The organism is Hamadaea flava (genome assembly GCF_024172085.1).
GTDB lineage: Bacteria > Actinomycetota > Actinomycetes > Mycobacteriales > Micromonosporaceae > Hamadaea > Hamadaea flava.
Genome location: NZ_JAMZDZ010000001.1, coordinates 5,526,304 through 5,552,589, shown reverse-complemented (window position 1 = coordinate 5,552,589; position 26,286 = coordinate 5,526,304). Strand labels below are relative to the sequence as shown.

The following is a 26,286-nucleotide window of genomic DNA, read 5'->3' as shown; positions in this document are numbered from 1 at the left end:
AAGCGGCATAAACCTCGCGTCTGGGCACACACTTATCGGCTTGCCCTAGCTGGCAGACTCGACCCATGAGCAGCCCCTATGACCAGCCGCAACCGGTGCTCGGCGCGATCACCGACCGCGGCGAGAAGATCATGCTTCGGCCGGCCGAGATGCGCGATGTGGACGCCATTCTCACCGCCTGCACCGACCCCGAGAGCCAGCGGTGGACCACCCTCTCTCCGGGCTACGACCGTGACCGCGCGGTCGGCTTCGTCACCGACTACGCGCCCGGCTGGTGGGCCCGTGGACAGGGCGCCGCCTGGGTGATCGCGGACGCCGACGGCACGTACGCCGCCCAGCTCGACCTCCGGGTGCTGGCCGATCCGAAGATCGCCGACGTCGGCTTCCTCACCGGGCCGGCCGCCCGCGGCAAGGGCTACATGACCGCCGCGCTCCGGGCGGCGACCGCGTACGGGCTGCTCCACCTGGGGTTGGAGCGCGTCGAATGGAAGGCGCACGTCGGCAACGTCGCCAGCCGCCGGGTCGCCGAGAAGGCCGGCTTCACCTTCGAGGGGACACTGCGGGCGTACGGGAGCAAGGACGGTCGCCGGGTCGACGAGTGGATCGCCTCGTTCCTCCCGGCCGACCTGCCGGCCGACGCCGCCGTGGAGGTGCTCGGGTGAGCTACGTCTACCGAGACGTCATCGAAGCCGGTGACCTCCTCCTGCGCCGTCCCCGGGCGACGGACGCCCCGGAGGTCGCGCGGGCGCTCGACGACCCCGAGGCCGTCCGTTTCCTGCCCAACGTGCCGATCCCGATGACCGCCGCGTTCGCCGAGGACTGGGCGAGCCCGGACAGCAACGCCCAGTTGGAGGCGGCCGGTGGGGTGCGGTTCGTCGCCACCGATCGGCGTACCGGGGACCTGCTCGGCGCGGTGAGCCTGCAGCGGGCTCAGGCCGACCGGGCGCAGGCCGAGACCGGCTATTGGGTGGCGCCCTGGGCACGCGGCAAAGGCGTCGGCACCGCCGCCGTGAGCGCCGTCGCGGCGGCTGGTTTCGAGGCCGGGCTGGCCCGGATCGAACTGTGCGCCGAATGGGAGAACGTCGGGTCGCAGAAGGTCGCGCTGGCGGCGGGCTTCCGGCGGGAGGGCGTACGCCGATCGGCCGCGCTCTCGCGGGACGGCGACACCCGGCACGACCTGATCACCTTCGTCCGCCTCGCGTCCGACAGCGGCGACCCGGTCCCGCCGGGACTGCCCCCGCTGCCGGGCGGGCAGCTCACCGACGGGGTGGTGACCCTGCGGCCGCAGCGTACGCAGGACGCCGCCGACCTGCTGGCGCTGTTCACCCTGCCCGAGGTGGCCGAGACCAACTTCGGCGACACCGAGGTGACGCTGGCGAACATGACGGCCAAGGCGGCCCGAGTGGGCTCCCTGTGGCTGGCCGGCGACCGGGCCGACATGATCATTCTCGACGCCGCCACCGGGGAGTTCGCCGGGGACATCGGCTTCTACTACTTCATGCGCGGGCTCCAGGAGGGCATGATCGGCTACAGCCTGCGCCGCGAGTTCCGGGGTCGCGGTTTCGCGTCCCGGGCCGCCGATCTGGTCGCCCGCTGGGCGTTCGAGGAGGCCGGGGTGGCCCGCGTCATCGCCGGCACGGATCCGCGCAACATCGCGTCGCAGAAGGTGCTCGAACGGGCCGGGTTCGAGCGTGAGGCGCACATGCGCCACCGCCTGCCCGGCCCGGACGGCACTCGGCTCGACGACATCCAATGGGTCCGCTTGCCCTAACCCGCCCTACCCGGCCTTACTGCGCGCGTTGATCATGGGGTTTCCGGTCACGACACACCGTCGAGACCACGGTTAACCCCATGATCAACGCGGCAGGCCGACCGGCGGGGCGGGCCGCCGGGCGGGCGGAGGCGCGCGGCGCGGGCCGGCGGCACGGCGGGCGATGGAAGAAGAGCTAAGGCGCGAGGGTGATCACGCCGTAGTCGTAGGCCTTGCGTCGGTAGACGACGCTCGGACGGCCCGATTCCTTGTCGTTGAACAGGAAGAAGTCGTGCCCGACCAGTTCCATCTGGTACAGGGCGTCGTCGATCGTCATGGGCTCGGACGAGAACTCCTTCTCGCGCACGATGTGCCAGGGCTCGTCGCTCTGCTCGGCGGCGTCGTCGAGGACGGCGGACTCCAGCGGCTCCGGCTCGACGAAGGCGAGTCCGGCGGTCGCGGCCGCGACCGATACCGGCGCACGACGCCCGCGATGCACGCGGCGGCGGTCGGCCGCCCGGCGCAGACGTTGCTCCAGCTTGGTGCTCGCGAGGTCCAGCGCGCTGTAGAAGTCCCCGGAGATCGCCTCGGCCCGCACGACCGGCCCCCGGCTCACACACGTGATCTCGACATGCTGGCAGCGCTCCGCCTGCCGCGGATTGCGCTCGTGGAATAGTTCGACATCGATTCGCTGGATCTTCTGGTCATATCGCTCGACCTTGCTCAGCTTGTCGGCGACATGCACCCGGTAGTGATCGGGCACCTCGACGTTGCGTCCCTTGACGACGATGTCCACGCCTGACCTCCCACGGTCTACCTGTGGTGGCGCCCCGGCGTCCGCGCTCGGGGCGATGTGCTCTAAACCCCTCCCGCTGGTCCCTCACCCTCTCGGGTGGAACTGCTCTGGCCTCTGACGCTAGCTGTTCGTCGCCTTCTCGTCATCCCTTGTCTCAAGACCGTTTTACTGGGATTCGCCCGTTCGGGCCGGCAGCCCCCATACCCCGTGAATCGGCACGGTCCCGGCGTAGTTCGGTAGCCGCCAATGTCACCCCCGCCGCCACCTCGACATCCACCTCGGCTAGGCGTTCGGAGACCACGGCGAGCGTCGATCCGGTCGTGAGCACATCGTCCAGCAGGAAGATCAACCGGCCGCGCGCCGCCGCTCGCAAACTGTTTACCCGCGTGTCGCGGATCACGAACGCGCTCTGCGCGGTCACCGCCCGGTCCGCGGCGCTCAGATGCGCCGAGTCCGCGCGGGGCATCGCCGCCAAGGGGTACGCGACCAGGGCGGCCGTCCCCGCAGCGCGCAGGTGCCGGGCAGCCGCCCGGGTCAGCCGGGCCATGTGGTCGCCGTGTCGTTCCCGGGCCGCGCCCGGCGTGTCGGGCACCGGGATCAGCAGCACCGGGCGTCCGGCGGCGACCTCGGCCACCACCGCCCCGAGCAGCGTGCCGAGCGGCTTGGCCAGCCGGTGGCGGCCCCGGTCCTTGTAGTTCACGATCATCGAGCGCAGCGGGTCGGCGTACTGGCCGAGGCTGACACACACCGGCAATCCGGGTGGGGCGGGCGTGGGCCTGGTCTCGTGCGGTCGCATCGCGGTCACGGTCGCGACGCAGTCGCCGCACACCCCGCCGCGCAACGAGACTCCGGCGGCGTCACAGCCGGCGCAGGAGGTCGGAAGGAGCAGATCCGCCAGTGCCTCGTACGCCCGCATGCGTCACTCCAAGAAGAACGGGTTGATCACTCTGCCCTCGGGCTTCGGGCCGATCACGTCCGCCGAGAGGGAGATCGTCTGCGTCTCATACGCGCTGTTGTTCGCGGTGTAGACGACGCGGCCGATCCCGGCGCCCCGCTCGGGATCCGGGTTGTCCGGGTACGCCATGAGCGAGGTGATCGACAGGAATCCCTGGTACTTCAACCAGGTCTGCCCACCGGAGCGGCCGATGACGCCGCCGTCCAAAGAGATCTCCATGATCCCCGCGTTGCCCCGGTGGAAGCCCGCGACGGCCAGCCAGGACTCGCCGGTGAACCCGACGCCCGTCAGGTTGCTCGGGACGGTCGGGACTCGGCGTACGCCCGCCGCACTGATCTTGTCGCCTTCGAGTTCCCGGCCCAGCGCGACCACGAACAGTCCGTCCGAGGTGACCACCGCCAGCCGTCGGCGCTCCGGCGACAACGCGTACGCGGTGATCGGATCGGTGATGCCTTGGATAGGGATCCACTGTGGAGCGGCGTCGATCGTCGTCCGGACGTGGTACAGACGGCCGTCCGCGACGGCGAGCAGGTTCTCGCGATCGACGAAGACCGGCCGGAGGATCTTGTCGGGGGTCTTGTCGAACCTGATCTGCCGCGGCTCGGAGGAGGAATCCGTCCGTGGATAGATGATGAGCTTCGGCCGGTTGCCCTCGATCCGCACGACCGCGAGCGCGCCGATGTCCTCCGGCGCGGTCTTGGACGCCAGGCAGGCGGCCCATTCGATGCCCTGGTTCTGGTTCGGGGTGGTCTCGTCCAGGAAGGTGACCTTGGCGTCGAGCGCCTCCCCGATCCGGATCCGGCGCACCTTGCCGTCGGCCACGGCGAACAGCCGATTGGCCGGATGCCTTGCCGCTGCGGCGTTGTAGGACTTGTACGGCTTGCCCGCCTCCGCCTTGACGACGCTCTCCACCTTGATCTGGATTGGCGAGGTGTCGCGCGTGGTGATCGTCTTGACCTCGGGCAGCAGCGTCCAGCTCAGCTGTGCGACCAAGGGGTCGAAGAGGTCGGGCTCCTTGACGTCGAACTGGCTGAGGTTGACGACGATCTTCCCGCTGTCGGTGGTCGGGGTGTCCTTGAGCTTCATCTCCAGCGGCTGTGCGACGATGCCGGCCAGCCAGTCCGAGGGGCCCGCCGCCAGCAGCTCGATCGCCTTCCGATGGGACGGGGTGTCCGGCGACTTGTAGACGTAGCGCGCGTCTGGGACCAGTTCCTTGGTCGCGGTCGCGGAGAAGAAGTACAACGCCCGGTAGTCGTAGAGCTGCGAGAGCGCGAACGAGGACAACAGCATGGTGTTCTTGACGGAGGACAACAGCATGCTGCTCTTGACGTCGGCGGGGTTCCCTGCCTGGTAATCGATCTTCGTGATGACGTTGTCGGTGCCGTTCGGCGTACGCGGCGTCACCCAGACGTCGGCCGTGATCAGCTTGGTCGTCGCCAGCGGCACGAGGCCCTTGGCGGTCAGCTTCCCGAGCGGGTAGAACTCGATCCGGACCACGGTCGAGTCGCCGGTGCTCGTCGGGATCGCGACGTCGAACTGCTCCTGATCCAGCCAGATGACGATGATCTCGTTCCCCGGCTTCCAGTTCGGCGCGATCTCGCCGCCCAGGTACGCCCGGCAGCGGGCGCGGGCCTGCTCCGGTCCGTCGTCGCCGGCCGGCTGATAGAGGAAGTCCCGGATGAGCGCCTTCGCCTCGAGTCCGACGCCCCAGGTGGGGCGACGCGCAGGCGTACCGCTCGCACCGCCGATCGGGACCGGGCCGGTGCCGTCGACGACGATCCCGTCGTGCGAGGCGATGCCGCACGCGCTCAGTCCGCCGACGGTCGCGCCCGCTCCGGCGAGGCGCAGCAGCGTACGGCGATCCATCAGGCGACTCCGGCGGGGTGGGCGGGGGTGGGCGGCTCGGACGGCTGTCTGGGGACGGCGTCGAGCAGGTCGGCGACCGGCGCGTCAGCCGATGGCATGAGCTGCAGCGGCGACGAGGCCAGCCGGTCGCCCGCGCGTACCGGGACGGTCAGGCGGAACTGCGCGCCGTTGCCGGGCTCGCCCCAGGCCTCCAGCCAGCCGCCGTGCAGCCGGGCGTCCTCCAGCGCGATGGACAGGCCGAGGCCGGTGCCGCCGGTCTGCCGCGCTCGCGAGGGATCGGCTCGCCAGAAGCGGTTGAAGACGAGCTTCTCCTCGCCGTCCTTGAGCCCGATGCCGTGGTCGCGCACGGTCACCGCGGCGGCGTGCTCGTCGACGCCCAGGGTGACCACGACCGGGCGGCCCTCGGCGTGCTCGACCGCGTTGCCGATGAGGTTGCGCAGCACGCGCTCGATCCGGCGCGGATCGACCTCGGCGATGACCGGCGTCTCCGGCACGGCGATCTCCACCTCGACCCCGGCCCGCTCGGCGACCGATTCGAGCCGGTCCACCACCCGCAGGACGATCGGCCCGAGGTCGGTCGGCTCGGCGTCGAGCATGGCGAACCCGGCGTCGAACCGGCTGATCTCCAGCAGGTCGCTGAGCAGGTTCTCGAACCGGTCCAGTTCGTGCTGAAGCAGTTCGGCGCTGCGGGCGATGCCCGGGTCGAACGTGTCGCGTTCGCTGTAGAGCAGGTCGGCGGCCATCCGGACGGTGGTCAACGGCGTACGCAGCTCGTGGGAGACGTCGGAGGTGAACCGGCGCTGGAGCCGCGACATCTCCTCCAAGCGCACGATCTGCCGCTGGAGGCTGGCCGCCATCTGGTTGAACGAGGCGGCGAGCATCGCCAGGTCGTCTTCGCCGCGGACTTCCATGCGCTGATCGAGCAGGCCGGCCGACAGGCGCTGCGCGGTGCGGGCGGCGATCCGGATCGGGTTCACCACGAGCCGCGTCACCAGCATCACCACGAGGACGAGCAACGCCACCAGCAGGATGCCGAGCAGCGCCATCGACGTTCGGAAGTCGCTGGTGATGCTCTCGGCGTTGTCCATGGGCTGGAAGTAGTAGAGCTGGAGATATCCCCAGCGGGTCGGCACCGGGGTGCCGTAGACGAGATAGGTCCGGGTGCCGTTCTGGCCGATGTCGGCCGACACGATCTGGCTGGCGACCTTGTGGTTGGTCACGACCTCACGACGCAGCCCGGAAGTGATGGCGTTCTGAACCGTCGCCTTGTCCGGATAGACCGCGTCGGTCGCCTGGCCGCCCTCGTCGAGCAGCGCGATGACCACGCCACCGCCCTGCTCAGGGGTGATCTTGAGCTGGTTGACGATCGCGGTGATCTGCCGGTTCGCCGCGGTCCCCGGCGAGTAGTTGGAGAGCTGGTCGCGGGCGTACTCCGCGCCGAGCCGAAGCTGCTCCCGGGTGGCCTGGCGGACGCCGTCGATCTGCGCGGTGGTGTTCCGCTCGGCGACGAGCAGCCCGAATCCGGCCACCAGCGACCCGGACAGGACGAGCGTGATCAACCCCATCCGCAGCTGGAGCGACCGCCGCCAGGCTCGATGAGCCGAGGTCAGTGCTCTCGCCGTACGCCGACCGGCGGGTCCGGCCGCGCGCAGGGTCCGTTTGACGGCCACGACGACAGCCCGGCGCACCTGCTGGGCCGGGCTGGACTCGGGGGTGGTCGAGGGGTTGTCCATGGGGCACCCAGCCTAATTCCGATTCCGCGTCGAGCCACCTGGACATTTGGGTGAATCTTCGCGTAGCTGGCGGAGGACCGGTGGCGGAGCGGACGCTCAGCTCGTTCCAGCCTTGTACCCCACACCTCGGACGGTGAGGATGATCTCCGGCCGCTCCGGATCGGGCTCGATCTTGGCCCGCAGCCGCTGGACGTGCACATTGACCAGACGGGTGTCGGCGGCGTGCCGGTAGCCCCAGACCTGCTCCAGCAGCACCTCGCGGGTGAAGACCTGACGGGGCTTGCGGGCCAGCGCGACCAGCAGGTCGAACTCCAGCGGGGTCAGCTTGACCTCTTCGCCGTCCCGGGTGACGGTGTGCGCCGGGACGTCGATGGTGATCTGGTTGCCGGGCGGGCCGATGGTGAGCAGCTCGGGCGCGGAGTCCTCGCCGCGGCGCAGCCGCGCCCGGACCCGCGCGACCAGCTCCTTGGGCTTGAACGGCTTCACCACGTAGTCGTCGGCGCCGGACTCCAGGCCCAGCACCACGTCGACGGTGTCGCTCTTGGCCGTCAGCATCACGATCGGGATCCCCGATTCGGCCCGGATCGCGCGACAGACGTCGATGCCGCTCATCCCTGGCAGCATCAGGTCCAACAGGACGATGTCGGGCCTGGCCTCACGGAACGCGGCGAGCGCCCGCTCGCCGTCGGCAACGAAGGCGGGCAGGAATCCCTCACTGCGCAGCACGATGCCGAGCATCTCGGCCAGCGCGGGATCATCGTCGACTACCAGGACCCGGGGTCTCATGGCGTCCAATATTGCACCCTGGCGGGCGATTCCCGCAGCCGCCGGGCGGATCTTCCCCATCGGCCGATCGATATTTCCGGCATTTCGCCCAGAAGACCTGTGCCGACCCCCACGGCTGGCGCCATCGTGCCACGATGTCCGCCGTGCGCTCCCCCTCCCTCCCCCTTCGCCCGCTGACGGTGGGCGAGCTTCTGGACGCCGCCATGGAGGTGACCCGCGGCGCCGGCCGGGTGCTGCTGCCGGTCGCCTTCGGGCTGGCCGTCCTGGAGCAGCTGGCGATGGTGTGGATCCGGGAGAACTTCTTCGACGGCTCGGTCTTCCCCTGGATCGGCGAGATCGTCGGCCCGGCCTGGCTGGGCGTCGCCCTCGGCACCGGAATGGAGTCGGCCGTGATCGCGCTCGTCGGCGTACCGTCGGCCCGGGCGGTCGCGGCGACCGCCGTCGGCGTCCCGTTCCGGGCACGTGACCTGCTCCGGCCACGCGGCATCGGCTCGGCGGCCCTCCTGGTGCTCGTGACGTTCCTGGTCACCTTCACGCTCACGTTGCTGCCCCTGGGATGGCTTCCGGCGTACCCGTTGATGGGACTGACGGTGGCCGCGCTCGTGATCGACGGCGTCGGACCACTGCGGGCCATCGGGCGGGGCGTCAAGATGGTCCTGCGGTCGGGCGCCCGGGCGGCCGCGATCCGCCTGCTGGGGTATTTCGCCTGGCTGTTGCTACGCCTAGGCTTCGGGTTCGGGGCCGCGAGCGCGCTCGACCTCGTGGGGGTCAGCGGACCGTGGGCGACCGCGGCCTGCTTCGCACTGGTCAACACCATGGCGTACGCGAACCTCGCGAGTCTGGACGCGGTCCTGCACCTGGAGACGCGGATCCGGACCGAGGGCCTGGACATCGCGCTGACCCGGCTGCCCGGCGCACTGACTCCCGGGCACCTGGTGGTGTCCCGATGAGCCGCACCTGGAGCGAGTTCGTCGCCCTCTTGAGCGACCTCCTTTCGCTGCCCCTGATCCTGCTGATCCTCCTGCTGCTGGCGACCGCGGTGGCGCTGCTCTGGTACTACTTCCCGGCTTGGCTGCCACGCCGCCGCCGGGGCGAGAAGCGCAAGTGGCGGCTGCGCTGGCCCAAGTGGCGCTGGCGGTGGCGGCGACCCAGGTTCCGCTGGCCGTGGAAGCGCAAGGCCAAGACCAAGAGCGTGACCGTCGAGCAGCAGATCGAGGAGCTGATCGCGTCGGAGGAGGAGCTGCCCGAGGTGCCGCCCGCCGTCTACCAGACGCTGGCCGACCGGCTCGCCGCCGAAGGCCGGTACGCCGAGGCGCTGCGCGAGCGGTATCGGTCGGCCATCCGCGACCTCGTGCAGCACGGCGTGATCGACAACCGTCCGGGGTGGACGGTGACCGAACTGGCGCGGGCGGCCGGCTCGGCACGTCCGCAGGTCGACGGGTCGTTGCGCTCGGCGAGCGCGCTGTTCAGCGAGGTCTGGTACGCCGAACACCCGGCCACCGCCGGCCACGACGACCAGATGCGTACGCTCGCCGATGAAGTCCACCAAACATTGGTGGTGCCGCGATGACCGTCCTGGAGAAGCCCGTTCTGGTAGCGGCGAAGCCGGTCGCCAAGCCCAAGCGCCGGTGGCACCGGATCGCGATCCCGTTCGGCGTCGTCCTGGCGCTGATCGTGGCGACCCTCGTCCTCCACGCGCTCAACGAGCCGGAGGTCGACGACCCGGACTTCCTGTCCCCGGTCAGCTCGGCCGCGCTGGGCTCGGCGACCCTCGCCGACCGCCTCATCGAGCGGGGCGTCCACGTGGAGCGGCAGACTCGCACGTCCGACGCGCTGCTGTCGGCGTACCAGGGGGACGCGACGCTGCTGATCCCCGCGCCCGCGTTGATGCATCGCGACTATCTGCGGATGCTGCGCTCGATGCCCCCGTCGACGCGCGTCGTCCTGGTCGAGCCGGACAATGGGGTGCTCACCCGGTCCGACGCCCCGATCGAGCAGGTCGACCGCCGGTGGGCCACCGCGGTCGTGCCGCCTGGCGGCTGCGTCGTCACCGGTCTGACGCAGGCCGGTCCGGCCGCCGTCCGGCATTCGGCGTACGCCGCCTTCGACGACGGACGCTACTGCTACGAGCAGGGCGTCGTGGCGGTCCGCTGGCAGCTGACCGAGCTGATCGCGGTCGGCTCGGCCGACCCGTTCCGCAACGACCGGCTCGACGAGAACGACAACCTCGGGTTCGCCCTCGGGTTGCTCGGTCAACAGGCGAAGCTCGTCTGGCTGGACGTGCACCAGACCGAGCCCGGCCCGAAGGTCGACCCGAACGCCTCGCCCGGTTCGGACGGCGTACCGCCGTCGCTGGCGCCGGGCGGCGGCGGCACAGGTGACGGAACCGGTGAAGGCTCCGGCGACGGTCAGGGTTCGGGCTCCGGATCGGGCACGGGCCAGACCGAGCAGGGCTCCGGCGAGGCATCCGGTCAACCCGAAGAGGACAGTGCGTCGCCGCCCGATCCGCCGACGCTGTTCGACGCGCTTCCGCCGTGGTTCTGGGCGACCCTGGCCGGCTTGGCGCTCCTCGTCGTGTTGCTCGCCGTGGCGGCCGCCCGGCGGCTCGGGCCGCCCGTCGCCGAACCCCTGCCGTTCCGCGTACGCGGTGCCGAGACGGTGCTCGGCCGAGCCCGGCTCTACCAACGCGCCGGCGCCATGCTGAGCGGCGCGCAGACCATGCGGCGTACCGTCGGGCCGCAGATCGCGGTCGCGGTGGGACTGCCGCCGACGGCGGAGGCCGAAGCGGTCGCCACCGCGATCGCCGCCCGGCACGGTGGCGATCCCGCCGACTACCTGGCCGTTCTGGCCGACGATCTGCCGAAGAAGGACGCCGAGCTGGTGGCGCTGGCCGCCCGGCTGGACGCCCTGCTGGCCCTGGTGACCGCACCACCCCAAGGAGAGAACCGTGGTTGAGCTGAACACCGCCGAACCGGTCACCGCCCCGGTGCACGCCGACGCGGCCCGCGCGGCCTTCGCGCGGCTGCGTGGCGAGGTCGGCAAGGCCGTCGTCGGGCAGGACGGCACTGTCGCGGGTCTGGCGATCGCGCTGCTCTGCGGTGGGCACGTGCTGCTGGAGGGCCCGCCCGGGGTGGCCAAGACGCTGCTGGTGCGATCGTTCTCGGCCGCGCTGTCGCTGGACTTCAAGCGGGTGCAGTTCACCCCCGACCTGATGCCGGGCGACGTCACGGGTTCGCTGATCTACGACCCGCGCGGCGCGAACTTCCAGTTCCGTGAGGGGCCGGTCTTCACCAACCTGCTGCTCGCCGACGAGATCAACCGCACGCCGCCGAAGACGCAGGCCGCGATGATGGAAGTGATGGAGGAGCGGCAGGTCTCGGTCGACGGCGTCGCCCGGAAGCTGCCTGACCCCTTCCTCGTCGCGGCGACCCAGAACCCGATCGAGCACGAGGGCACCTATCCCCTGCCGGAGGCGCAGCTCGACCGGTTCCTGCTCAAGCTGACCGTGCCGCTGCCCACTCGCGACGAGGAACTGGGCGTCGTCCGGAACCATCACCTCGGCTTCGACCCGCGCGACCTCGACGGCGCCGGGCTCACCGCCGTGGCGGGCGCGGCCGACCTGGCCGGGGCCCGGGACGCCGTCCGCAAGGTGACCGTGGCCGACGGCGTACTGGCGTATCTGGTGGACCTGTGCCGCGCCACGCGAGTGACGCCCAGCGTCGAACTGGGCGCGTCGCCGCGCGGTGCGACCAGCCTGCTGAACACGGCCAAGGCCTGGGCCTGGCTGTCCGGCCGGGACCACGTCACCCCGGACGACGTCAAGATCATGGCCCGGCCGACGCTGCGGCACCGACTGCGGCTGCGGCCCGAAGCCGAGCTGGAAGGCGTCACCCCGGACGCGGTGCTGGACACCGTCCTCGCCGGAGTGCCGACGCCCCGATGATCACCTGGCGGCCGGCGCTGTTGTTCGGGCTGGGCCTGTCCACCGTGTGGATCTGGCCCTGGCCGTGGCTCGCCCTGCTCGGCGTCGTCGTCGTGGTGGCCGGCGTGTGCCTGCTGGACCTGCTGCTCACGGCCGACCCCGGCGCGATCCGGCTCAGCCGCGCCGGTACCACGGTGCTACGCCTCGGCGAGACCGGCGAGGTCCAGCTCGTCCTGGGCAACCCGACCGGGGACGCGTACCGGCTCGACGTCCGCGACGCGTGGACCCCGTCCGCCGGCGCCACGCCCTACTCGCATCGGATCGAGCTGACCGCGGAGGCCACCGCTGTGGTCACGACCGCGATCACGCCCACGCGCCGCGGTGACCGCCCGGCGGTGCGCGTCACGCTGCGGGCTTACGGTCCCTTGGGCTTCGCCTTCCGACAGGTACGCCACGCGCGGGCGGACGCGATGACTCCACCTTGGACGGTACGCGTCCTGCCCCGGTTCGAGTCGCGCAAGCACCTGCCGGAGAAGCTGGCCAAGCTGCGTACGCTCGACGGGGCGACCACCATTCGCGGGCGCGGCCAGGGCACCGAGTTCGACGCCCTGCGGGAGTACGTGGTCGGCGACGACGTCCGGTCGATCGACTGGCGCGCCACCGCGCGCCGCAACGACGTCGTCGTGCGTACGTGGCGGCCGGAACGGTCCCGCCGAGTCGTCTGCGTGCTCGACACCGGGCGTACCAGCGCGGTCCGGATCGGCGACGAGCCCCGGATCGAGCACGCCATCGAGGCGGCGCTGCTGCTCGCCACGGTCGCCCAGCACGCCGGGGACCAGGTGGACCTGATCGCCGCCGACGAACGCGTACGCGCTCAGGTGACCCGGTCGACTGGGCGTACGCTGCTGCCCCGGTTGGTCGACGCGCTGGCGCCGCTGCATCCGGCGACCGCCGAGACGGACTTCGAGCTGGTGATCAGCGAGGTGCTGCGGACCGAACGCAAGCGCAGCCTCATCGTGCTGTTCACGGCGTTGGAACCGGGTGCGCTCGGCGAGGGTCTGCTGCCGGTGCTGCCCCGGCTGGCCGCTCGGCACACCGTCCTGGTCGCGGCGCTGCACGACCCGGTCATCGGCGAGCTGGTCGGCACGGCTCCGGCCGACGCCACCGCCGTGTACCGCCGGGTCGCCGGACTGCGGGCGAGGGAGGATCGCGACCGCGTGGTCCGCTCGCTCACACGGCACGGCGTACGCGTCCTCGACGCCGCGGCGGACGTCTTCCCCTCCCGGGTCACCGACGTCTACCTGGAACTGAAGGCGACCGGCAAACTCTGAGTCGCTAGTCAGTCCCGCTCGTCCGGCTGCCAGTCCTCGACGAGGAGACCGAGCAGCACCTCGTCCAGGAACTCGCCCAGCACCCAGGCGGAGGATCGCAGCACACCCTCGCGGACGAAGCCGTTGCGCTCGGCGGCACGCAGCATCCCGGCGTTGTCCACCAGTGTCTCGATCTGCAACCGGTGGAGGCCGCGGACGGCGAAGCCGTAGTAGCACAGCACCGAGACCACATCGGTGCCGTAACCCTTCCCCCGGGTGGCCGGCAGCAGTCCCAGGCCGATGTGCGCCGACCGGTGGTGGTTGTCGATGCCCCACAGGGTCGCCGTGCCGACCAGCATCCCGCCGGCCAGCTCCACCACCGAGAACGGGACGACGCTCTGGTTCTTGTCGTCCACCACGAGCCGCGGATCCGTCGAGCCGGGAGCCATCGGCCGCCAGGGCGAACCGTCCGCTCGTGCGGCGTTGACCACGTCGTTGAACAGCTCGGTCCGCAGGATCGGGAGGTCGTCGTCGTGCCGGGCCCGGAGCCCGACCTTGCTACCTGTCAGCATGCGAGCTTCCTATCACGGCCGCGCCGGTCACAGACGCGCTGGTGGCCGGGCTAGGCGTCGGGAACGTCCGCCTCGAAGGACTCCGCCTCGGCCGCCCGGCCCCGGATCGTGACGTACGCGAAGAAGCCGATCAGCACCAGTACGCCGATCGCGTCCTTGACCACCAGCGGCAGCGGCGACGGAGTGACGAAGGCTTCCAGCGACGCGGCGACGGCGAACACCGCCACCAATCCCAGTACGCCGACCATCCCGGTCCGGGCCGAGCGGGCGACCGCGGCGGCCCGGCTCAACTCCGGTCCCGGTGCGATCGCCGACCAGCCGATCCGCAGGCCCAGTCCGGCCGCGACGAAGATGGCGGTCATCTCCAGGAGGCCGTGCGGCGCGATGAGCCCGAAGAAGAGATCGCCGCGCCCTCGGCTGACCATGAGCCCGCCCATCAGCCCGAGATTCAAGGCGTTCTGGAACAGCACGTATGCCGCCGGCAGCAACAGGATGCCGCCGGCGAACGACTGCGCGCCGACCCAGGCGTTGTTGCTCCACACCTGCGCCGCGAAGCTGGGCGCGGCGTACGTGCTGTAGTAGCTCTCGAACTCGTCGTCCACGATGGCCTGCGCGGCGTCGTCCGACATCAGGACGGCCAGCGCCTCGGGATGAGTGCCGAACCAGAAGCCGAAGAACCCGGCGACCGCGACGAAGATCAGGGCGACGCTGATCCACCAACGCCGGGCCCGGTAGACGACCAGCGGAAAGCCGTGGGTGAAGAACCGGCCGACCGAGCGCCAGGAGAACGCCGAGCCGCCGGTCACCGCCGCCCGCGCGGTGAGCACCAGGCGGGACAGCCGCGCGACGAGCGACGGGTCGGGCAGGCGGCTGCGGACGACCGACAAATGGGTGGCCGCGCGCTGGTAGAGCACCACGAGTTCGTCGGCCTCCCGGGCGGTCAGCCGACGCCGCCGGCTGAGCACCTCCAGCCGCCGCCACTCGGCCGTGTGCTCCGCGACGAACGCGTCAAGATCCACTTGTCCTCCCCGGCCGACTGCACTCCTGGCGGCTCGCGCGAGCACTCCCCGGCGGCAGCCACAGCGTAGACTGCGGCTGCTCGCTCGGCAGACCCTCGCGCTGTCCGCGTACGACATGGGGAGCGTTCCGCGTACGACATGGGGAGACAGATGACCACGGCGATCGCCGAGCCGCCCACGGACGGCTTGGTCAGCGGCGAGGCGGTGCACCTGGACATCCGGGTGGCACGCGCCGGGTCGCGCGTGCTGGCCCTGCTCATCGACATGATCTCGCAGTTCGCGACGTTCGTGGTGCTGGCGCTCGTCGCGCTGATCGGGCTGGCCGCGACCGGGCTGGCGGACGCCGCCCTGGGCGGGACCGCCTGGGTGCTCATCATCGTGACGGTGTTCGTCGGGCACCAGGCGGTGTGGGAGACGGTGACGCAGGGCCGCACGCCCGGCAAGTTCGTGATGGGGCTGCGCGTCGTGCGGGACGACGGGGGCCCGATCAGGTTCCGGCACGCGGTCGTCCGGGCGCTGATCGGCGCGGCGGTCGAATGGCCCGGCCTGTTGATGCCGCTGGTCACCTGGGCCGCCAGCCTCATCACGATGGCCACGAATCCACAGAGCAAACGCCTCGGCGACCTGGCCGCCGGGACGCTGGTCATCCACGAGCGCTCCCCGGCGACCTGGGGCTGGATCCCGGTCACCCCACCGCCGCTGGCGGCGTGGGCGGCGACCCTCGACCTGACCGGCCTCGACGACGAGCTGGCCCTGTCGGTACGCCATTTCCTGGCCCGCAGCCGGCAACTGAAGGAACCGTTCCGGACCAGGCTCGGCATGCGGCTGGCCGGAGAGGTGCTCGCCAAGACGAACCCGCCGCCCCCACCGAACACTCCAGGTTGGGCGTACCTGGCCGCGGTGCTGGGCGAACGGCATCGCCGGACCGCTGCGCGGCTGTCGGCCGCACGCGCCGCCCACGCGACCCTGTGGCCCGAACTGTTCCCTCAGCTTCCGCCGTTGACGCAGCAACCGTGGACCGCCCCGGCCCCCTGGCCGACGGCCTACCCGACCGGCGGTACGCCCGCTCCGGCGGCGGGCGTACCCGCGCCCCGCAGAGCCGCCCCCCACTCCTAGCCGCGCGGGTTGCCTTCGCGCTGGATCAGGGTTCTGTGTCGAACCTTGGGCCAAGATTCGACCGAGATCCGTGATCCAGCGCCGACGCCGGCCTGGCGACGGGGCAAGCCGGGTCAGGCGAAGAGGGCGCGGCCCCAGAAGTCCTGCGGTCCGGTGACGCCGGGCGGGCACGCCCACACCGCGCTGGACTCGTGGCGGATGTACTCGTTGAGCGTGTCCGACTTGGCCAGCCCGCGCTGCACCGGGACGAACTGCTTCCGCGGATCCCGCTGGTACGCGATGAAGAACAGCCCCGCGTCCAACCGGCCGAGGGCGTCCGAACCGTCCACGAAGTTGTAGCCGCGCCGGAGGAGGCGTACGCCGCCGTTCTGTTCGGGGTGCGCGAGCCGGACGTGGGCATCCATCGCGATCGCCGGTCCGCCGTCGGCTCCCTTGCGGGCGAAGTCGATCTGGTCGAACTCCTTGGCGTGGCCGAGCGGTGCGCCTTCGCCCTTGTTCCGGCCGATGATCGCCTCCTGCTCGCCGAGCGAGGTGCGGTCCCAGGTCTCGATGACCATCCGGATCTTGCGGGTGACCAGGTAGCTGCCGCCGGCCATCCACTGTGTCCCGTCGGCGGGCGCGGCCCAGAGGTGCTCGGTGAGCAGGTCGCCGTCCTCGGCCTTGAGGTTGTTCGTGCCGTCCTTGAAGCCCATGAGGTTGCGCGGGGTCGCCTGGGCGCGCGACGTCGACGAGGTACGCCCGAAACCCAGCTGCGAGTAGCGCATGGTCACCTTGCCGAACCCGATCCGGGCGAGGTTTCGGATGGCATGCACGGCGACCTGGGGGTCGTTGGCGCAGGCCTGGATGCACAGGTCGCCGCCGGAGATCTCCGGCTTGAGCGCGTCGCCGCGGAAGGCGGGCAGCTCGTCGAGGGCGGCCGGACGCCGGGCGGCGAGGCCGAAGCGGTCCACGCCGTCGGCCGTCCGGAACAAGCTCGGGCCGAAGCCGATGGTCAACGTGAGCCCGCTGGGCGGCAGGCCGAGCGCCTCGCCGGTGTCGTCCGGTGGCGCCTCGGCGATCCCGCTGACGGCGCCGATCACGCCGGCGTCGTGCCCGGCGGTCATCCGGGCCGCCGCCGCGGTCCACTTCTGCAGCAACTCGATGAGGTCGGCGCGATCCTTGGTGATCACATCGAACGCCACGAAGTGCAGACGGTCCTGCGCGGGGGTGACGATGCCGGCCTGGTGCTCGCCGTAGAACGTGATGGCGTCCGCCGCCGTGCCGGACGCGGTCGCGGACTCGCCGCCGCCACTGAGCACCGACGCGGCGGCGGCGACGCCGGCCGCGCCTGCCACGCCGACTCCGGCCAGCGTCAGCGCCTTGCGCCGAGAAACCATGCCCCGCCCCCTACTTGATCGCGCCCGCGACCTGGCTGATCGGCTCGGCCAGGGCGTTGATCACGTCGGACAGTTCCTTCAACTCGGCCTGGCTCAGCTGGTTGTGCAGCTTCCAGCCGTCTCCCGCGCGGTGCTTGGCCAGCGTGGTCTCCACCGTCTTGAACGCGGCGTCGAGCTTGGTGACCAGGTCGGGGCTGCGCTCCTCCAGCGCCGGGCGCAGAGCGGCGACGGCCGCCTTCGAGCCCTCGACGTTGGCGGCGAAGTCCCACAGGTCGGTGTGCGAGTAGCGGTCCTCCTCGCCGGTGATCTTCCCGGTGGCGACCTCGTCCAGCAGCTCCTTCGCGCCGTTGGCGAGCTGGAGCGGGGACAGCTTCTCCGCGTTGGCCTTGGTGACGATCTCCTTGACGTCGGTCAGCAGCTGGTCGGCGATCGGGCCGTCCTTGCTGATGTCCCCGCTCGTCCACAGGTCCTTCTCGATCCGGTGGAATCCGGTGAAGGCCATGCCCTCGGTGACGACGTCCTCGCGGCCGTCGATCTTCGGGTCGAGGTCGCCGAAGATCTCCGCGACCGGCTCGATGCGCTCCCAATAGGTACGGGCGACCGGGAACAGCGCCTTGGCCTTCGCGACGTCGCCCGCTTTGACGGCGTTGACGAACTCCTCGGTCTTCACCAGCAGGGCGTCGGTCTGGCTCTTCACGTAACGCTGGTAGCTCGTGGTGGCGTCGGCGAGCTTCTGGTCGGAGGTCAACGGCGCGGCCGACCCGGTCACCGTGAACTTGCTGCGGATGCCGTCGCCGACCATGCCCGGCTTGCAGGCCGCCTCATACGTCCCGGCCGGCAGCTCGACGTGCAGCTCCACCGGTACGCCGGGCAGGATGTTCTCCTTCTCGCCCATGACCCGGTCGCCCGAGGCGTAGATGTAGAACTCGTTGACCTTCGAGCCGGTGTTGCTGATCTTGAAGCTGACCGTGCCGGCGGCGCTCTCGGCCCGCGCGACCTCACACGCGGAGTCGCTGGCGGTGACCGCGATCGGACCGCCTGCCTCGCCGGTCGAGGTGGGCTCGTCCGTGCCGCAGCCGGTCAGGCCGAACGCGGTCAGGCCCAGCAGCGCGGCCGGTACGAGAAGGTGCTTACGCATGATCGGGGTCTCCAGAGCTCAGCGAGCGGACGTGGGGGCGGCTCCGGCGGGCTGCCCGGTGGGGGCGGGCCGCTTGGCCTTGGCGGGCAACAGGAACAGGATCAGGACCGGGATCACGTAGGCGACCCAGGCGACGACTTCGAGCACGGTCGGCTCGGGGGTGATGTTGAACATCCCGGAGAGCAACGAGGCGTACCAGGTGGTGGGGTCGAGCACGCCGCTGATGTCGAACGCCTTCGTCGACAGCCCCGGCAGCACCCCGGCCTCCTGGAAGTCGTGTACGCCGTACTTGAAGATCCCGGCGGCCACCAGGATCAGCAGCAGACCGGTCCAGGTGAAGAACTTGGTCAGGTTGATCCGCAGGATGCTGGCGTAGAGGCCGAAGCCGAGCGCCGCCGCGGTGAGCAGGCCGCCGGTGATGCCGAGGACCGGCCACACGGTCGGGGACTGCTGGACGATGCCCATGAAGATGACGGCCGTCTCCACGCCTTCCCGGGCGACCGCGAGGAAGGCGACCACGACGACGGCGATGGGGCCGAGGTTGATCGCGTCGGTGAGCTTGGCGCGCAGCTGACCGGCGATCGACCGGGCGGCCTTGCGCATCCAGAAGATCATCCAGGTCACGAAGACCACGGCGACGACCGAGGTGATCGCCTCGAACAGCTCCCGGCCCGGCCCGGTCAGCACCTCGGAGGCGTAGCCGAGGGCGAGGACGACGCCGATCGAGAGCCCGGCCGCCACCCCGACTCCGGCCCAGACGAGCGGGAGCTGACGGCGGCGGTCGGATTTGACGAGGAAGCCGACGAGGATCGTGACGACCAGCGCGGCCTCCAGCCCCTCACGGAGACCGGTGAGGTACGCCGGGAGGAAGACGTTGCCGGACATGGCGCACTCCGGAGGATCGAGGGACGTTAGCTGAACCTAAGTTAGGGCAGCCATACCTTAAGGCCAAAGGCCGGGGGGACGTCAAGCTGCCGTTGAGGAACGGCACATGAACCGCACCACACCGGACACGGCGGCGATTTCTCCGTTTTGCTTGACATGTCCCTTACGTGGTGTGAGGCTGTAACCACGCAGCGTTAACCCGGGAGCGATCCCGGCGGTACGCGCGGGGAACCAAACCGGGGGGATGTACGCCGGTGGTCGCCCGATCGTGGAAGGTCCACGAGCGGCTGACCACCGGCGTACGCATGTCTGTCGAGGAACTGACGTCAGTACCTGCCGAGACGAGGCGGCCGGGGACCGGCCGGTACGCTCAACTCGGAAGCACCGCCGGGAAGCCCGGCACTGGTCAGCCGACCGACAGGAGTTCTGTACATGACCCGCATCCTGACCACCGGTGACTACAAGGTCGCCGATCTCTCTCTGGCCGCCTTCGGGCGTAAGGAGATCCAGCTCGCCGAGCATGAGATGCCCGGTCTGATGGCCATGCGCCGTGAGTTCGGCGAGACGAAGCCGCTGCGCGGCGCTCGGATCACCGGCTCGCTGCACATGACGATCCAGACGGCCGTCCTCATCGAGACGCTCGTGGCGCTCGGCGCCGAGGTGCGCTGGGCCAGCTGCAACATCTTCTCCACGCAGGACCACGCCGCGGCCGCGGTCGTCGTCGGCCCGGAGGGCACCGTCGAGCAGCCCTCGGGTGTGCCGGTCTTCGCTTGGAAGGGCGAGACGCTGGAGGAGTACTGGTGGTGCACAGAGCAGATTCTGCTCTGGCCGGGCGGTGAAGGCCCGAACATGATCCTCGACGACGGCGGCGACGCCACCCTGCTCGTCCACAAGGGCGCGCAGTTCGAGGCGGCCGGCGCCGTCCCGTCGCCCGACACCGCCGACTCCGAGGAATACGCGATCATCCTCAAGGTGCTGCAGCGGTCGCTCACCGAGGACGCGAAGCGCTGGACCACGGTCGCCGGGCAGATCAAGGGCGTCACCGAGGAGACCACGACCGGCGTGCACCGGCTCTACGAGATGCAGGCCGCCGGCTCGCTGCTCTTCCCGGCGATCAACGTCAACGACTCGGTCACCAAGAGCAAGTTCGACAACAAGTACGGCTGCCGCCACTCGCTGATCGACGGCATCAACCGCGCCACCGACGTGCTGATCGGCGGCAAGGTCGCGGTCATCGCGGGCTACGGCGACGTGGGCAAGGGCTGCGCCGAGTCGCTGCGCGGCCAGGGTGCCCGGGTCATCGTCACCGAGGTCGACCCGATCTGCGCGCTGCAGGCCGCGATGGACGGCTACCAGGTCGCCACGCTGGAGGACGTCGTGTCCACTGCGGACATCTTCGTCACCTCGACCGGCTGCAAGGACGTCATCACCGCCGACCACATGGCGCAGATGAAGCACAACGCGATCGTCGGCAACATCGGCCACTTCGACAACGAGATCGACATGGCCGGCCTCGCGAAGCTGCCGGGCGTACACAAGGTCAACATCAAGCCGCAGGTCGACGAGTGGGTGTTCCCGGACGGCCACTCGATCATCGTGCTGTCCGAGGGCCGCCTGCTGAACCTCGGCAACGCGACCGGTCACCCGAGCTTCGTGATGAGCAACAGCTTCACGAACCAGACCATCGCCCAGATCGAGCTGTTCACGAAGACGGACCAGTACCCGATCGGCGTCTACGTGCTGCCGAAGCACCTGGACGAGAAGGTCGCCCGCCTGCACCTGGACGCGCTGGGCGTCAAGCTCACCCAGCTCACCAAGGACCAGGCGGACTACCTGGGCATCCCGGTCGAGGGCCCGTACAAGGCGGACCACTACCGCTACTAGCCGATCGGCCCGGCTCGACGCGGCGCTCAGGAGCCGCGAGGACCGGGCTCGATCGGAACAATCGGCTCAGTCAGCCCCGCGGCTGAGACACCTCAGCCAGAAACACCTCTCCGGCGCCGGTCAGCTCCAGCTGACCGGCGTCGGCGTTTCCGAAGGCCGCGAAACCCGGCTTCAAGTCCACACTGCCCGCGCGGTCCGCGACCACTACCTCGCCACTCAGGCACAGAAGGGTACGCGGGCCGACCGGATCGAGTCGCACCGCTGCTCCGGTCAAGGTGACCCGGCGCAGCGCGAAGTCCTCGATCGGCACCGGCCAGGTGTCGACGGACCACCCTTCGCCCCCGGCCAGCCGGACGGGCCGTAGCACCGGGTCGGGCAGCGGCTCGAAGACCAGCACCCGCAACAGTTCGGGGACGTCGACGTGCTTGGGCGTCAGACCGCCCCGCAGGACGTTGTCGCTGGCCGCCATGATCTCCACACCGGTCCCCCGCAGGTACGCGTGGAGGTTGCCGGCCGGCATCCAGATGCCCTCGCCCGGTTGGAGTGTGACGAAGTTGAGCAGCAACGCGACCACGACGCCGACGTCACCCGGGTAGTACGCGGCCAGCCGCCGGGCCACCGCGTACTCGGGGTGCTCGCCGGCCGCCGCGACGACGTCGGCCACCAACCCCGCCCGGTCGGGGTCCGGCCACGTCAGCAACTGCTCGACCGCTGACCGCAGATCACCGGCCGCCAGTGCGCGTACCACTGGGTCGAGCTTGGCGAGCTGGAGTCCCGCGAGCCTGGCCGCGCCCACGGAGGCCGGCTGGAAGCCGCACAGGGCGTCGAACTCCGTGGCCGCCACCAGCAGTTCCGGCTTGTGATTGGCGTCCACATAGCTCGGATGCCCGGCCGCGAACGCCGCTTGGGCGGTCGGCAGGTCGGGGTGGGCCTGCAAGGACAGCGGCTGTTCCGCGGCGAGCACCTTGAGCAGGTACGGCAGCCGCGGGCCGAAGCGGTCGAGAGCCGGGCCCAGCGCCGGGCGCGGGTCGGCGGCGATCGCCTCGTCCAGCCCGCGCCCGTCCGGCAGCCGGGCCGGAGCGCTGGGATGCGCCCCGATCCACAGTTCGGCTTCCGGGCCGGCACTGGGCACGGACCGCCCCTGCAACGTGGCGAGGGCGGTCCGGGAACCCCAGGCGTAGGGCTGAATCGGGCTGGCGAGGGGTCGCATGCGCAGTGTTTCCTCTGTGCTTGGCGGTGCTTGGCTGTGCTTCTTGCTCGGTTGTGCTTCTCAGTGTTCCTCGACGGCCGGCTTCGGCTGGCGGCCCGCCTCGTAGATGTCCGGCTCCAGGTAGATGACCCGGGCGATCGGCACCGCTGCACGGATGCGCTGCTCGATGGTGTCGATGCCATGCGCGATGTGGTCGGCCGAGTCCTCGTGCCGGATCGCGATCTTCGCGGCGACCAGCAACTCCTCGGGACCGAGGTGCAGCGTACGCATGTGGATGATCCGCTCGGCCTCGTCGCCGGCCAGGATGGCGCGCTCGATGGCGGCGACGTCGGTGTCCGTCGCCGACTCGCCGAGCAGCAGGCTCTTGGTCTCGACGGCGAGCACGACTGCGATCGCCACCAGCAGTACGCCGATCATCGCCGTGCCGGCCGCGTCCCAGCGACCGTCGTCGGTCAGCAGCGTCATCGAGACGCCGAACAGGGCGAAGACCAGGCCGATCAGCGCGCCCAGGTCCTCCAGCAGGACCACCGGCAGCTCCGGCGCCTTGGCGCGGCGGATGAACTGCACCCAGCTCACCCGGCCGCGGATGAGGTTGGACTCCTTGATGGCGGTCCGGAACGACAAGCCTTCCAAGATGATCGAGACGACCAGGACGGCGATCGGCAGCCACGCCCACGCCGTGATCGGGTGCGGGTCGTGCCACTTGTGGTACGCCTCGTACAGGGCGAACAGACCACCGACGCTGAACAGCACGATCGAGACGATGAAGCTGTAGATGTACCGCTCCCGTCCGTACCCGAACGGGTGCTGGGGAGTCGCCGCGCGCTGGGCGCGTTTCCCGCCGAACAGCAGCAGCACCTGATTCCCGGAGTCGGCGACCGAGTGGATCGCCTCCGCCAGCATCGACGACGAGCCGCTCAGCGCCGCCGCGATGAACTTCGTGGTCGCGATGCCCAAGTTGGCGGCCAGTGCCGCCACGACCGCTTTGGTGCCTCCACCAGCGCTCACGCTTGCTTCATTCCCTCTCTGATCACGTGCCTCCGGCTCCCCCCGGCGGCAGAACAGGGTTCAGTGTCTGATCTTGCGTCAAGACACTGAACCCTGAACCGGCGCTTTCTCAGCCGCGCAGCTTTTCCTTCAGTTCCGTGACGGCCGGCACCGCCATCGGGTCGAGCCCGTGCGCCAGGCTCAAATAGATCGACGCGAAATCGGGTACCGCCACCAGTGAGGCGAACCGCTCCAACACCGAACCGCCCTCCGCGGTGAGCAGAGTCCAGCGAATCCCCCGGCGTTCGCAGATCTCCTGAACGGCCTCGATCCGGCGCTCCTCGACGCCGGCCGGCGCGCTGATCTCGTCATCGGCCAGACCGCCGTCCTGCAACAGCGTCACGGAGAGGCGGCTGCTCGCCTCCTCCTCCTCGTCGGGGTCGGCGAAGATGTCGCGCTGCGACTCTGCGAGCGCGCCGAAGTAGCCGTCGAGCAGACCGACCCGGCCCCGGCCGGCCTCACCGAGTTCCCCGGTGACCACGGGATAACGGGCGTTCGCCGACAACGTGTCGCCGAACCGGCGCGCGGCCATCGTGGCCAGCGGGGACGAACCCCAGACCACGGGCACCGACCCGGCCAGGGACAACGCCATCGTCTTGGCCGGGTTCACGAAGCTCTCCGCCGTCGGGCGGCACCGGTCGGCGTCGGCGTCCAACCGCGACGCCGTCTCGGCGAGGTCCGCCTCCGTGACCTTCACCAGGCCGAGCGCCCGTGCCGCGAGCAGCACCGGGACGGTCAGCGCCCACAGGCTGGCGCGCGCCGGCGCCCGCCGGGGCACCGGCACGAACGGCGACCGGCCCCGCTCGGCCACCGACTGCAAGGGCGAGTCGGGTGCACCGATCGCGACGAGCCGCGCACCCCGCCGAGTGGCCGCCTCGGCCGCCGCCAGGGCTTCCGGGGACCGGCCACTGGCCGACACGGCGATCACGACATCGGCCGCGCCGACCCAGCCCGGTACGCCCGAACTGCGATGCGCCAGCACCGGCACCGGGCAGCGCGGCCCGGCGACGGTCGCGAGGACGTCGCCGCTGCGGGCAGCCGTGCCGGCCCCGGCGATGACGATCGCCCGGGGGCGTCCCTCGTCGGCCAGCTGACTGAGATTGACCTCAGCCGTCAGCGCGGTCGCCTCGCGTACCTGCGCACCGGCTCCGGCCGTCGCGCGCATCATCCCGCCCGGGTCGTTCGACGCGAGCGCGGCGACGTCGTCCAGCAGCGCCTCGTCGAGGTGCCGATGCCCGCGTACGCCGGCCGAACCGTCTATCGGAGCGCCCATCCCTCAGATCACCTCGTCGAGCAGCAACACCGGAAGACCGTCGCGGACCGGGAACACCCGGCCGCACGACGTGCACGTCAACGTCTGCGCCGCCGCGTCGTAACCGAGCGGGGCGTGATCGGGCGCCGGGCAGGCCAGCACCTCAAGAAGCTGCGGATCGAGCGTCGCCGCGTTCGTCGCTGCCGGGTTCTCAGACATGGCCAGAGCCTACCCGCGCACGATCGCCAGCACGTCGTCGCGGAGCTGTGCGACGCGCTCGGCGGACGGCGCCTCGACGTTCAGCCGCAGCAACGGCTCGGTGTTCGACGGGCGCAGATTGATCCAGCTGCCGTCGGCGAAGGTCACCGTCAGCCCGTCCAGCTCGTCCTGGTCCTCGGCGGCGAATGCCTGCTTGACCTCGTCGAGCTTGGCCTGCTGGTCGGTCACGGTGGAGTTGATCTCCCCCGAGGCGGCGTACCGCTCGAACCGGGCGGCCAGCTCCTTCAGCGGCTTGTCCTGCTCCCCCAGCGCGGCCAGCACGTGCATCGCGGCCAGCATGCCGGTGTCGGCACCCCAGAAGTCGCGGAAGTAGTAGTGCGCGGAGTGCTCGCCGCCGAAGATCGCGTCGGTCTTGGCCATCTCCGCCTTGATGAAGGAGTGACCCACCCGCGTACGCACGGGGACCCCGCCGTTCTCGGTCACGATCTCGGGCACCGCCCGGGAGGTGATCAGGTTATGGATGACCGTGCCGCCCGGGTGCTTGACGAGTTCCCGCGTCGCGACCAGGGCCGTGATCGCGCTCGGCGACACCGGGTCGCCGTCGGCGTCCACGACGAAGCAGCGGTCGGCGTCGCCGTCGAAGGCCAGGCCGAGGTCCGCGCCGTGCTTCACGACCGCCGCCTGGAGGTCCACGATGTTCTTCGGCTCCAGCGGGTTCGCCTCGTGGTTCGGGAAGGACCCGTCCAGCTCGAAGTACATCGGGATGATGTCCAGCGGCAGCGCGGGCAGCACAGCGTCGCCGAGCACCGCCGGGACGGTGTGGCCGCCCATGCCGTTGCCGGCGTCGACGACCACCTTCAGCGGGCGGATGCCGGACAGGTCGACGAGGCCGCGCAGGTGCTCGGCGTACGCCGGAAGCATGTCACGCTCGGTGTAGCCGCCCGCGATCGAGCCGATCGTGACGCCGTCGTCGAGCAGCCCCTGGGCGATCTCCCGGATCCGGGCCAGACCCGACTCCTGCCCGACCGGCTTCGCCCCGGCGTAGCAGTGTTTGATGCCGTTGTACTGCGCCGGATTGTGACTCGCCGTGAACATCGCGCCCGGCAGGCCGAGGATGCCCGAGGCGTAGTACAGCTCGTCGGTCGAGCACAGGCCGACGTTGACGACGTCGAGCCGTTCCGACCGGAGGCCCTCGGCGTACGCGGCGACCAGGCCGGGGCCCGATTCGCGCATGTCGTGGGCGACCACGACCGCGGTGGCTCCGGTGCCCTGTTCGGCCAGCACCCGGGCGAACGCTATGCCGACGGCCCGCGCCACGTCCTCGTTCAGCTGGTCGGGGACGGTGCCCCGGACGTCATAGGCCTTGATGATCGCGGAAAGGTCCGTCACGACACGTCAGCCTAGTCAGTCGCCCGGATCATCCCCGCCTCGACCCACGGTGGCGAGGCGG

Annotated in this window: 24 protein-coding genes; 9 read left to right on the top strand and 15 right to left on the bottom strand. The window is 70.6% G+C overall.

From position 1 onward, the window contains the following. The first annotated feature begins 65 nt into the window (after positions 1 to 65). Complete coding sequence (locus HDA40_RS26140; protein WP_253760216.1) at positions 66 to 662, top strand: GNAT family N-acetyltransferase; 597 nt, start codon at positions 66 to 68, stop codon at positions 660 to 662. Next, the gene (locus HDA40_RS26135; protein WP_253760214.1) at positions 659 to 1,771 is read left to right on the top strand and encodes a GNAT family N-acetyltransferase; all 1,113 of its coding nucleotides are present in this window, start codon (positions 659 to 661) and stop codon (positions 1,769 to 1,771) included. The genes HDA40_RS26140 and HDA40_RS26135 overlap by 4 nt, the downstream gene beginning before the upstream one ends. A gap of 175 nt (positions 1,772 to 1,946) precedes the next feature. On the opposite strand, the gene hpf is transcribed toward HDA40_RS26135, so the two are convergent. The 5 genes from hpf to mtrA form a co-directional block, all read right to left on the bottom strand. After that, positions 1,947 to 2,546 (bottom strand): ribosome hibernation-promoting factor, HPF/YfiA family, encoded by a 600-nt coding sequence (gene hpf / locus HDA40_RS26130; RefSeq protein ID WP_253760212.1) that lies wholly within the window; start codon positions 2,544 to 2,546, stop codon positions 1,947 to 1,949. A 154-nt stretch (positions 2,547 to 2,700) separates the two neighbouring features. Next, positions 2,701 to 3,462 (bottom strand): ComF family protein, encoded by a 762-nt coding sequence (locus HDA40_RS26125; protein ID WP_253760210.1) that lies wholly within the window; start codon positions 3,460 to 3,462, stop codon positions 2,701 to 2,703. A 3-nt stretch (positions 3,463 to 3,465) separates the two neighbouring features. Beyond that, the gene (locus tag HDA40_RS26120) at positions 3,466 to 5,367 is read right to left on the bottom strand and encodes a GerMN domain-containing protein (RefSeq protein WP_253760209.1); all 1,902 of its coding nucleotides are present in this window, start codon (positions 5,365 to 5,367) and stop codon (positions 3,466 to 3,468) included. Beyond that, positions 5,367 to 7,100 (bottom strand): MtrAB system histidine kinase MtrB, encoded by a 1,734-nt coding sequence (mtrB, locus tag HDA40_RS26115; protein ID WP_275978307.1) that lies wholly within the window; start codon positions 7,098 to 7,100, stop codon positions 5,367 to 5,369. The genes HDA40_RS26120 and mtrB overlap by 1 nt, the downstream gene beginning before the upstream one ends. Before the next feature lie 96 nt (positions 7,101 to 7,196). After that, positions 7,197 to 7,886: an MtrAB system response regulator MtrA gene (gene mtrA / locus HDA40_RS26110; RefSeq protein WP_253760207.1), complete on the bottom strand. Its 690-nt coding sequence runs from the start codon at positions 7,884 to 7,886 to the stop codon at positions 7,197 to 7,199. Between the two features lie 143 nt (positions 7,887 to 8,029). On the opposite strand from mtrA, the gene HDA40_RS26105 reads away from it, so the two are divergent. Genes HDA40_RS26105 through HDA40_RS26085 form a run of 5 tightly spaced genes read left to right on the top strand, consistent with a single transcriptional unit; the run spans position 8,030 to position 13,139 of the window. Beyond that, a complete protein-coding gene (locus HDA40_RS26105; protein ID WP_253760198.1) occupies positions 8,030 to 8,836 on the top strand; it encodes a hypothetical protein in 807 nt (268 codons plus the stop codon). Then, positions 8,833 to 9,456, top strand: a complete 624-nt coding sequence (locus tag HDA40_RS26100) for a DUF4129 domain-containing protein (RefSeq protein ID WP_253760196.1) — start codon at positions 8,833 to 8,835, stop codon at positions 9,454 to 9,456. Before HDA40_RS26105 ends, HDA40_RS26100 begins: the two co-directional genes overlap by 4 nt. Beyond that, positions 9,453 to 10,841, top strand: a complete 1,389-nt coding sequence (locus HDA40_RS26095) for a DUF4350 domain-containing protein (RefSeq protein WP_253760194.1) — start codon at positions 9,453 to 9,455, stop codon at positions 10,839 to 10,841. The genes HDA40_RS26100 and HDA40_RS26095 overlap by 4 nt, the downstream gene beginning before the upstream one ends. Position 10,842: 1 nt before the next feature. Beyond that, entirely contained in the window at positions 10,843 to 11,829 is a 987-nt protein-coding gene (locus HDA40_RS26090) for an AAA family ATPase (RefSeq protein WP_275979393.1), read from the top strand. After that, entirely contained in the window at positions 11,826 to 13,139 is a 1,314-nt protein-coding gene (locus HDA40_RS26085; RefSeq protein ID WP_253760190.1) for a DUF58 domain-containing protein, read from the top strand. The genes HDA40_RS26090 and HDA40_RS26085 overlap by 4 nt, the downstream gene beginning before the upstream one ends. An 8-nt stretch (positions 13,140 to 13,147) precedes the next feature. Here the strand turns inward: HDA40_RS26085 and HDA40_RS26080 are convergent, their stop codons facing one another. After that, entirely contained in the window at positions 13,148 to 13,690 is a 543-nt protein-coding gene (locus tag HDA40_RS26080; protein WP_253760188.1) for a GNAT family N-acetyltransferase, read from the bottom strand. A 50-nt stretch (positions 13,691 to 13,740) separates the two neighbouring features. Further along, complete coding sequence (locus HDA40_RS26075) at positions 13,741 to 14,709, bottom strand: stage II sporulation protein M (protein WP_253760186.1); 969 nt, start codon at positions 14,707 to 14,709, stop codon at positions 13,741 to 13,743. 150 nt (positions 14,710 to 14,859) lie between these two features. On the opposite strand from HDA40_RS26075, the gene HDA40_RS26070 reads away from it, so the two are divergent. Further along, positions 14,860 to 15,825: an RDD family protein gene (locus tag HDA40_RS26070; RefSeq protein ID WP_253760184.1), complete on the top strand. Its 966-nt coding sequence runs from the start codon at positions 14,860 to 14,862 to the stop codon at positions 15,823 to 15,825. 113 nt (positions 15,826 to 15,938) lie between these two features. Here the strand turns inward: HDA40_RS26070 and efeB are convergent, their stop codons facing one another. Genes efeB through efeU form a run of 3 tightly spaced genes read right to left on the bottom strand, consistent with a single transcriptional unit; the run spans position 15,939 to position 19,224 of the window. Beyond that, complete coding sequence (efeB, locus tag HDA40_RS26065) at positions 15,939 to 17,201, bottom strand: iron uptake transporter deferrochelatase/peroxidase subunit (RefSeq protein ID WP_253760181.1); 1,263 nt, start codon at positions 17,199 to 17,201, stop codon at positions 15,939 to 15,941. A gap of 10 nt (positions 17,202 to 17,211) precedes the next feature. Then, positions 17,212 to 18,339 carry an iron uptake system protein EfeO gene (gene efeO, locus HDA40_RS26060; protein ID WP_253760179.1) on the bottom strand — a complete coding sequence of 376 codons (1,128 nt, stop codon included), beginning with the start codon at positions 18,337 to 18,339 and terminating at the stop codon, positions 17,212 to 17,214. A gap of 18 nt (positions 18,340 to 18,357) precedes the next feature. Next, positions 18,358 to 19,224 carry an iron uptake transporter permease EfeU gene (gene efeU, locus HDA40_RS26055; protein WP_253760177.1) on the bottom strand — a complete coding sequence of 289 codons (867 nt, stop codon included), beginning with the start codon at positions 19,222 to 19,224 and terminating at the stop codon, positions 18,358 to 18,360. Between the two features lie 432 nt (positions 19,225 to 19,656). Here efeU and ahcY point away from each other — a divergent pair, with 432 nt between their 5' ends. Next, positions 19,657 to 21,108, top strand: a complete 1,452-nt coding sequence (gene ahcY, locus HDA40_RS26050; protein ID WP_253760175.1) for an adenosylhomocysteinase — start codon at positions 19,657 to 19,659, stop codon at positions 21,106 to 21,108. A gap of 70 nt (positions 21,109 to 21,178) precedes the next feature. Here ahcY and manA read toward each other — a convergent pair whose 3' ends face one another. From manA to HDA40_RS26025, 5 genes are all read right to left on the bottom strand, one after another. Further along, positions 21,179 to 22,318, bottom strand: a complete 1,140-nt coding sequence (manA, locus tag HDA40_RS26045) for a mannose-6-phosphate isomerase, class I (protein ID WP_253760174.1) — start codon at positions 22,316 to 22,318, stop codon at positions 21,179 to 21,181. Between the two features lie 60 nt (positions 22,319 to 22,378). Then, the gene (locus tag HDA40_RS26040) at positions 22,379 to 23,326 is read right to left on the bottom strand and encodes a cation diffusion facilitator family transporter (RefSeq protein WP_253760173.1); all 948 of its coding nucleotides are present in this window, start codon (positions 23,324 to 23,326) and stop codon (positions 22,379 to 22,381) included. 109 nt (positions 23,327 to 23,435) lie between these two features. Beyond that, positions 23,436 to 24,638, bottom strand: a complete 1,203-nt coding sequence (locus HDA40_RS26035) for an SIS domain-containing protein (protein WP_253760172.1) — start codon at positions 24,636 to 24,638, stop codon at positions 23,436 to 23,438. A 3-nt stretch (positions 24,639 to 24,641) separates the two neighbouring features. After that, the gene (locus HDA40_RS26030; protein ID WP_253760171.1) at positions 24,642 to 24,836 is read right to left on the bottom strand and encodes a Trm112 family protein; all 195 of its coding nucleotides are present in this window, start codon (positions 24,834 to 24,836) and stop codon (positions 24,642 to 24,644) included. Between the two features lie 9 nt (positions 24,837 to 24,845). Then, complete coding sequence (locus HDA40_RS26025; RefSeq protein WP_253760170.1) at positions 24,846 to 26,225, bottom strand: phosphomannomutase/phosphoglucomutase; 1,380 nt, start codon at positions 26,223 to 26,225, stop codon at positions 24,846 to 24,848. Positions 26,226 to 26,286 lie beyond the last annotated feature (61 nt).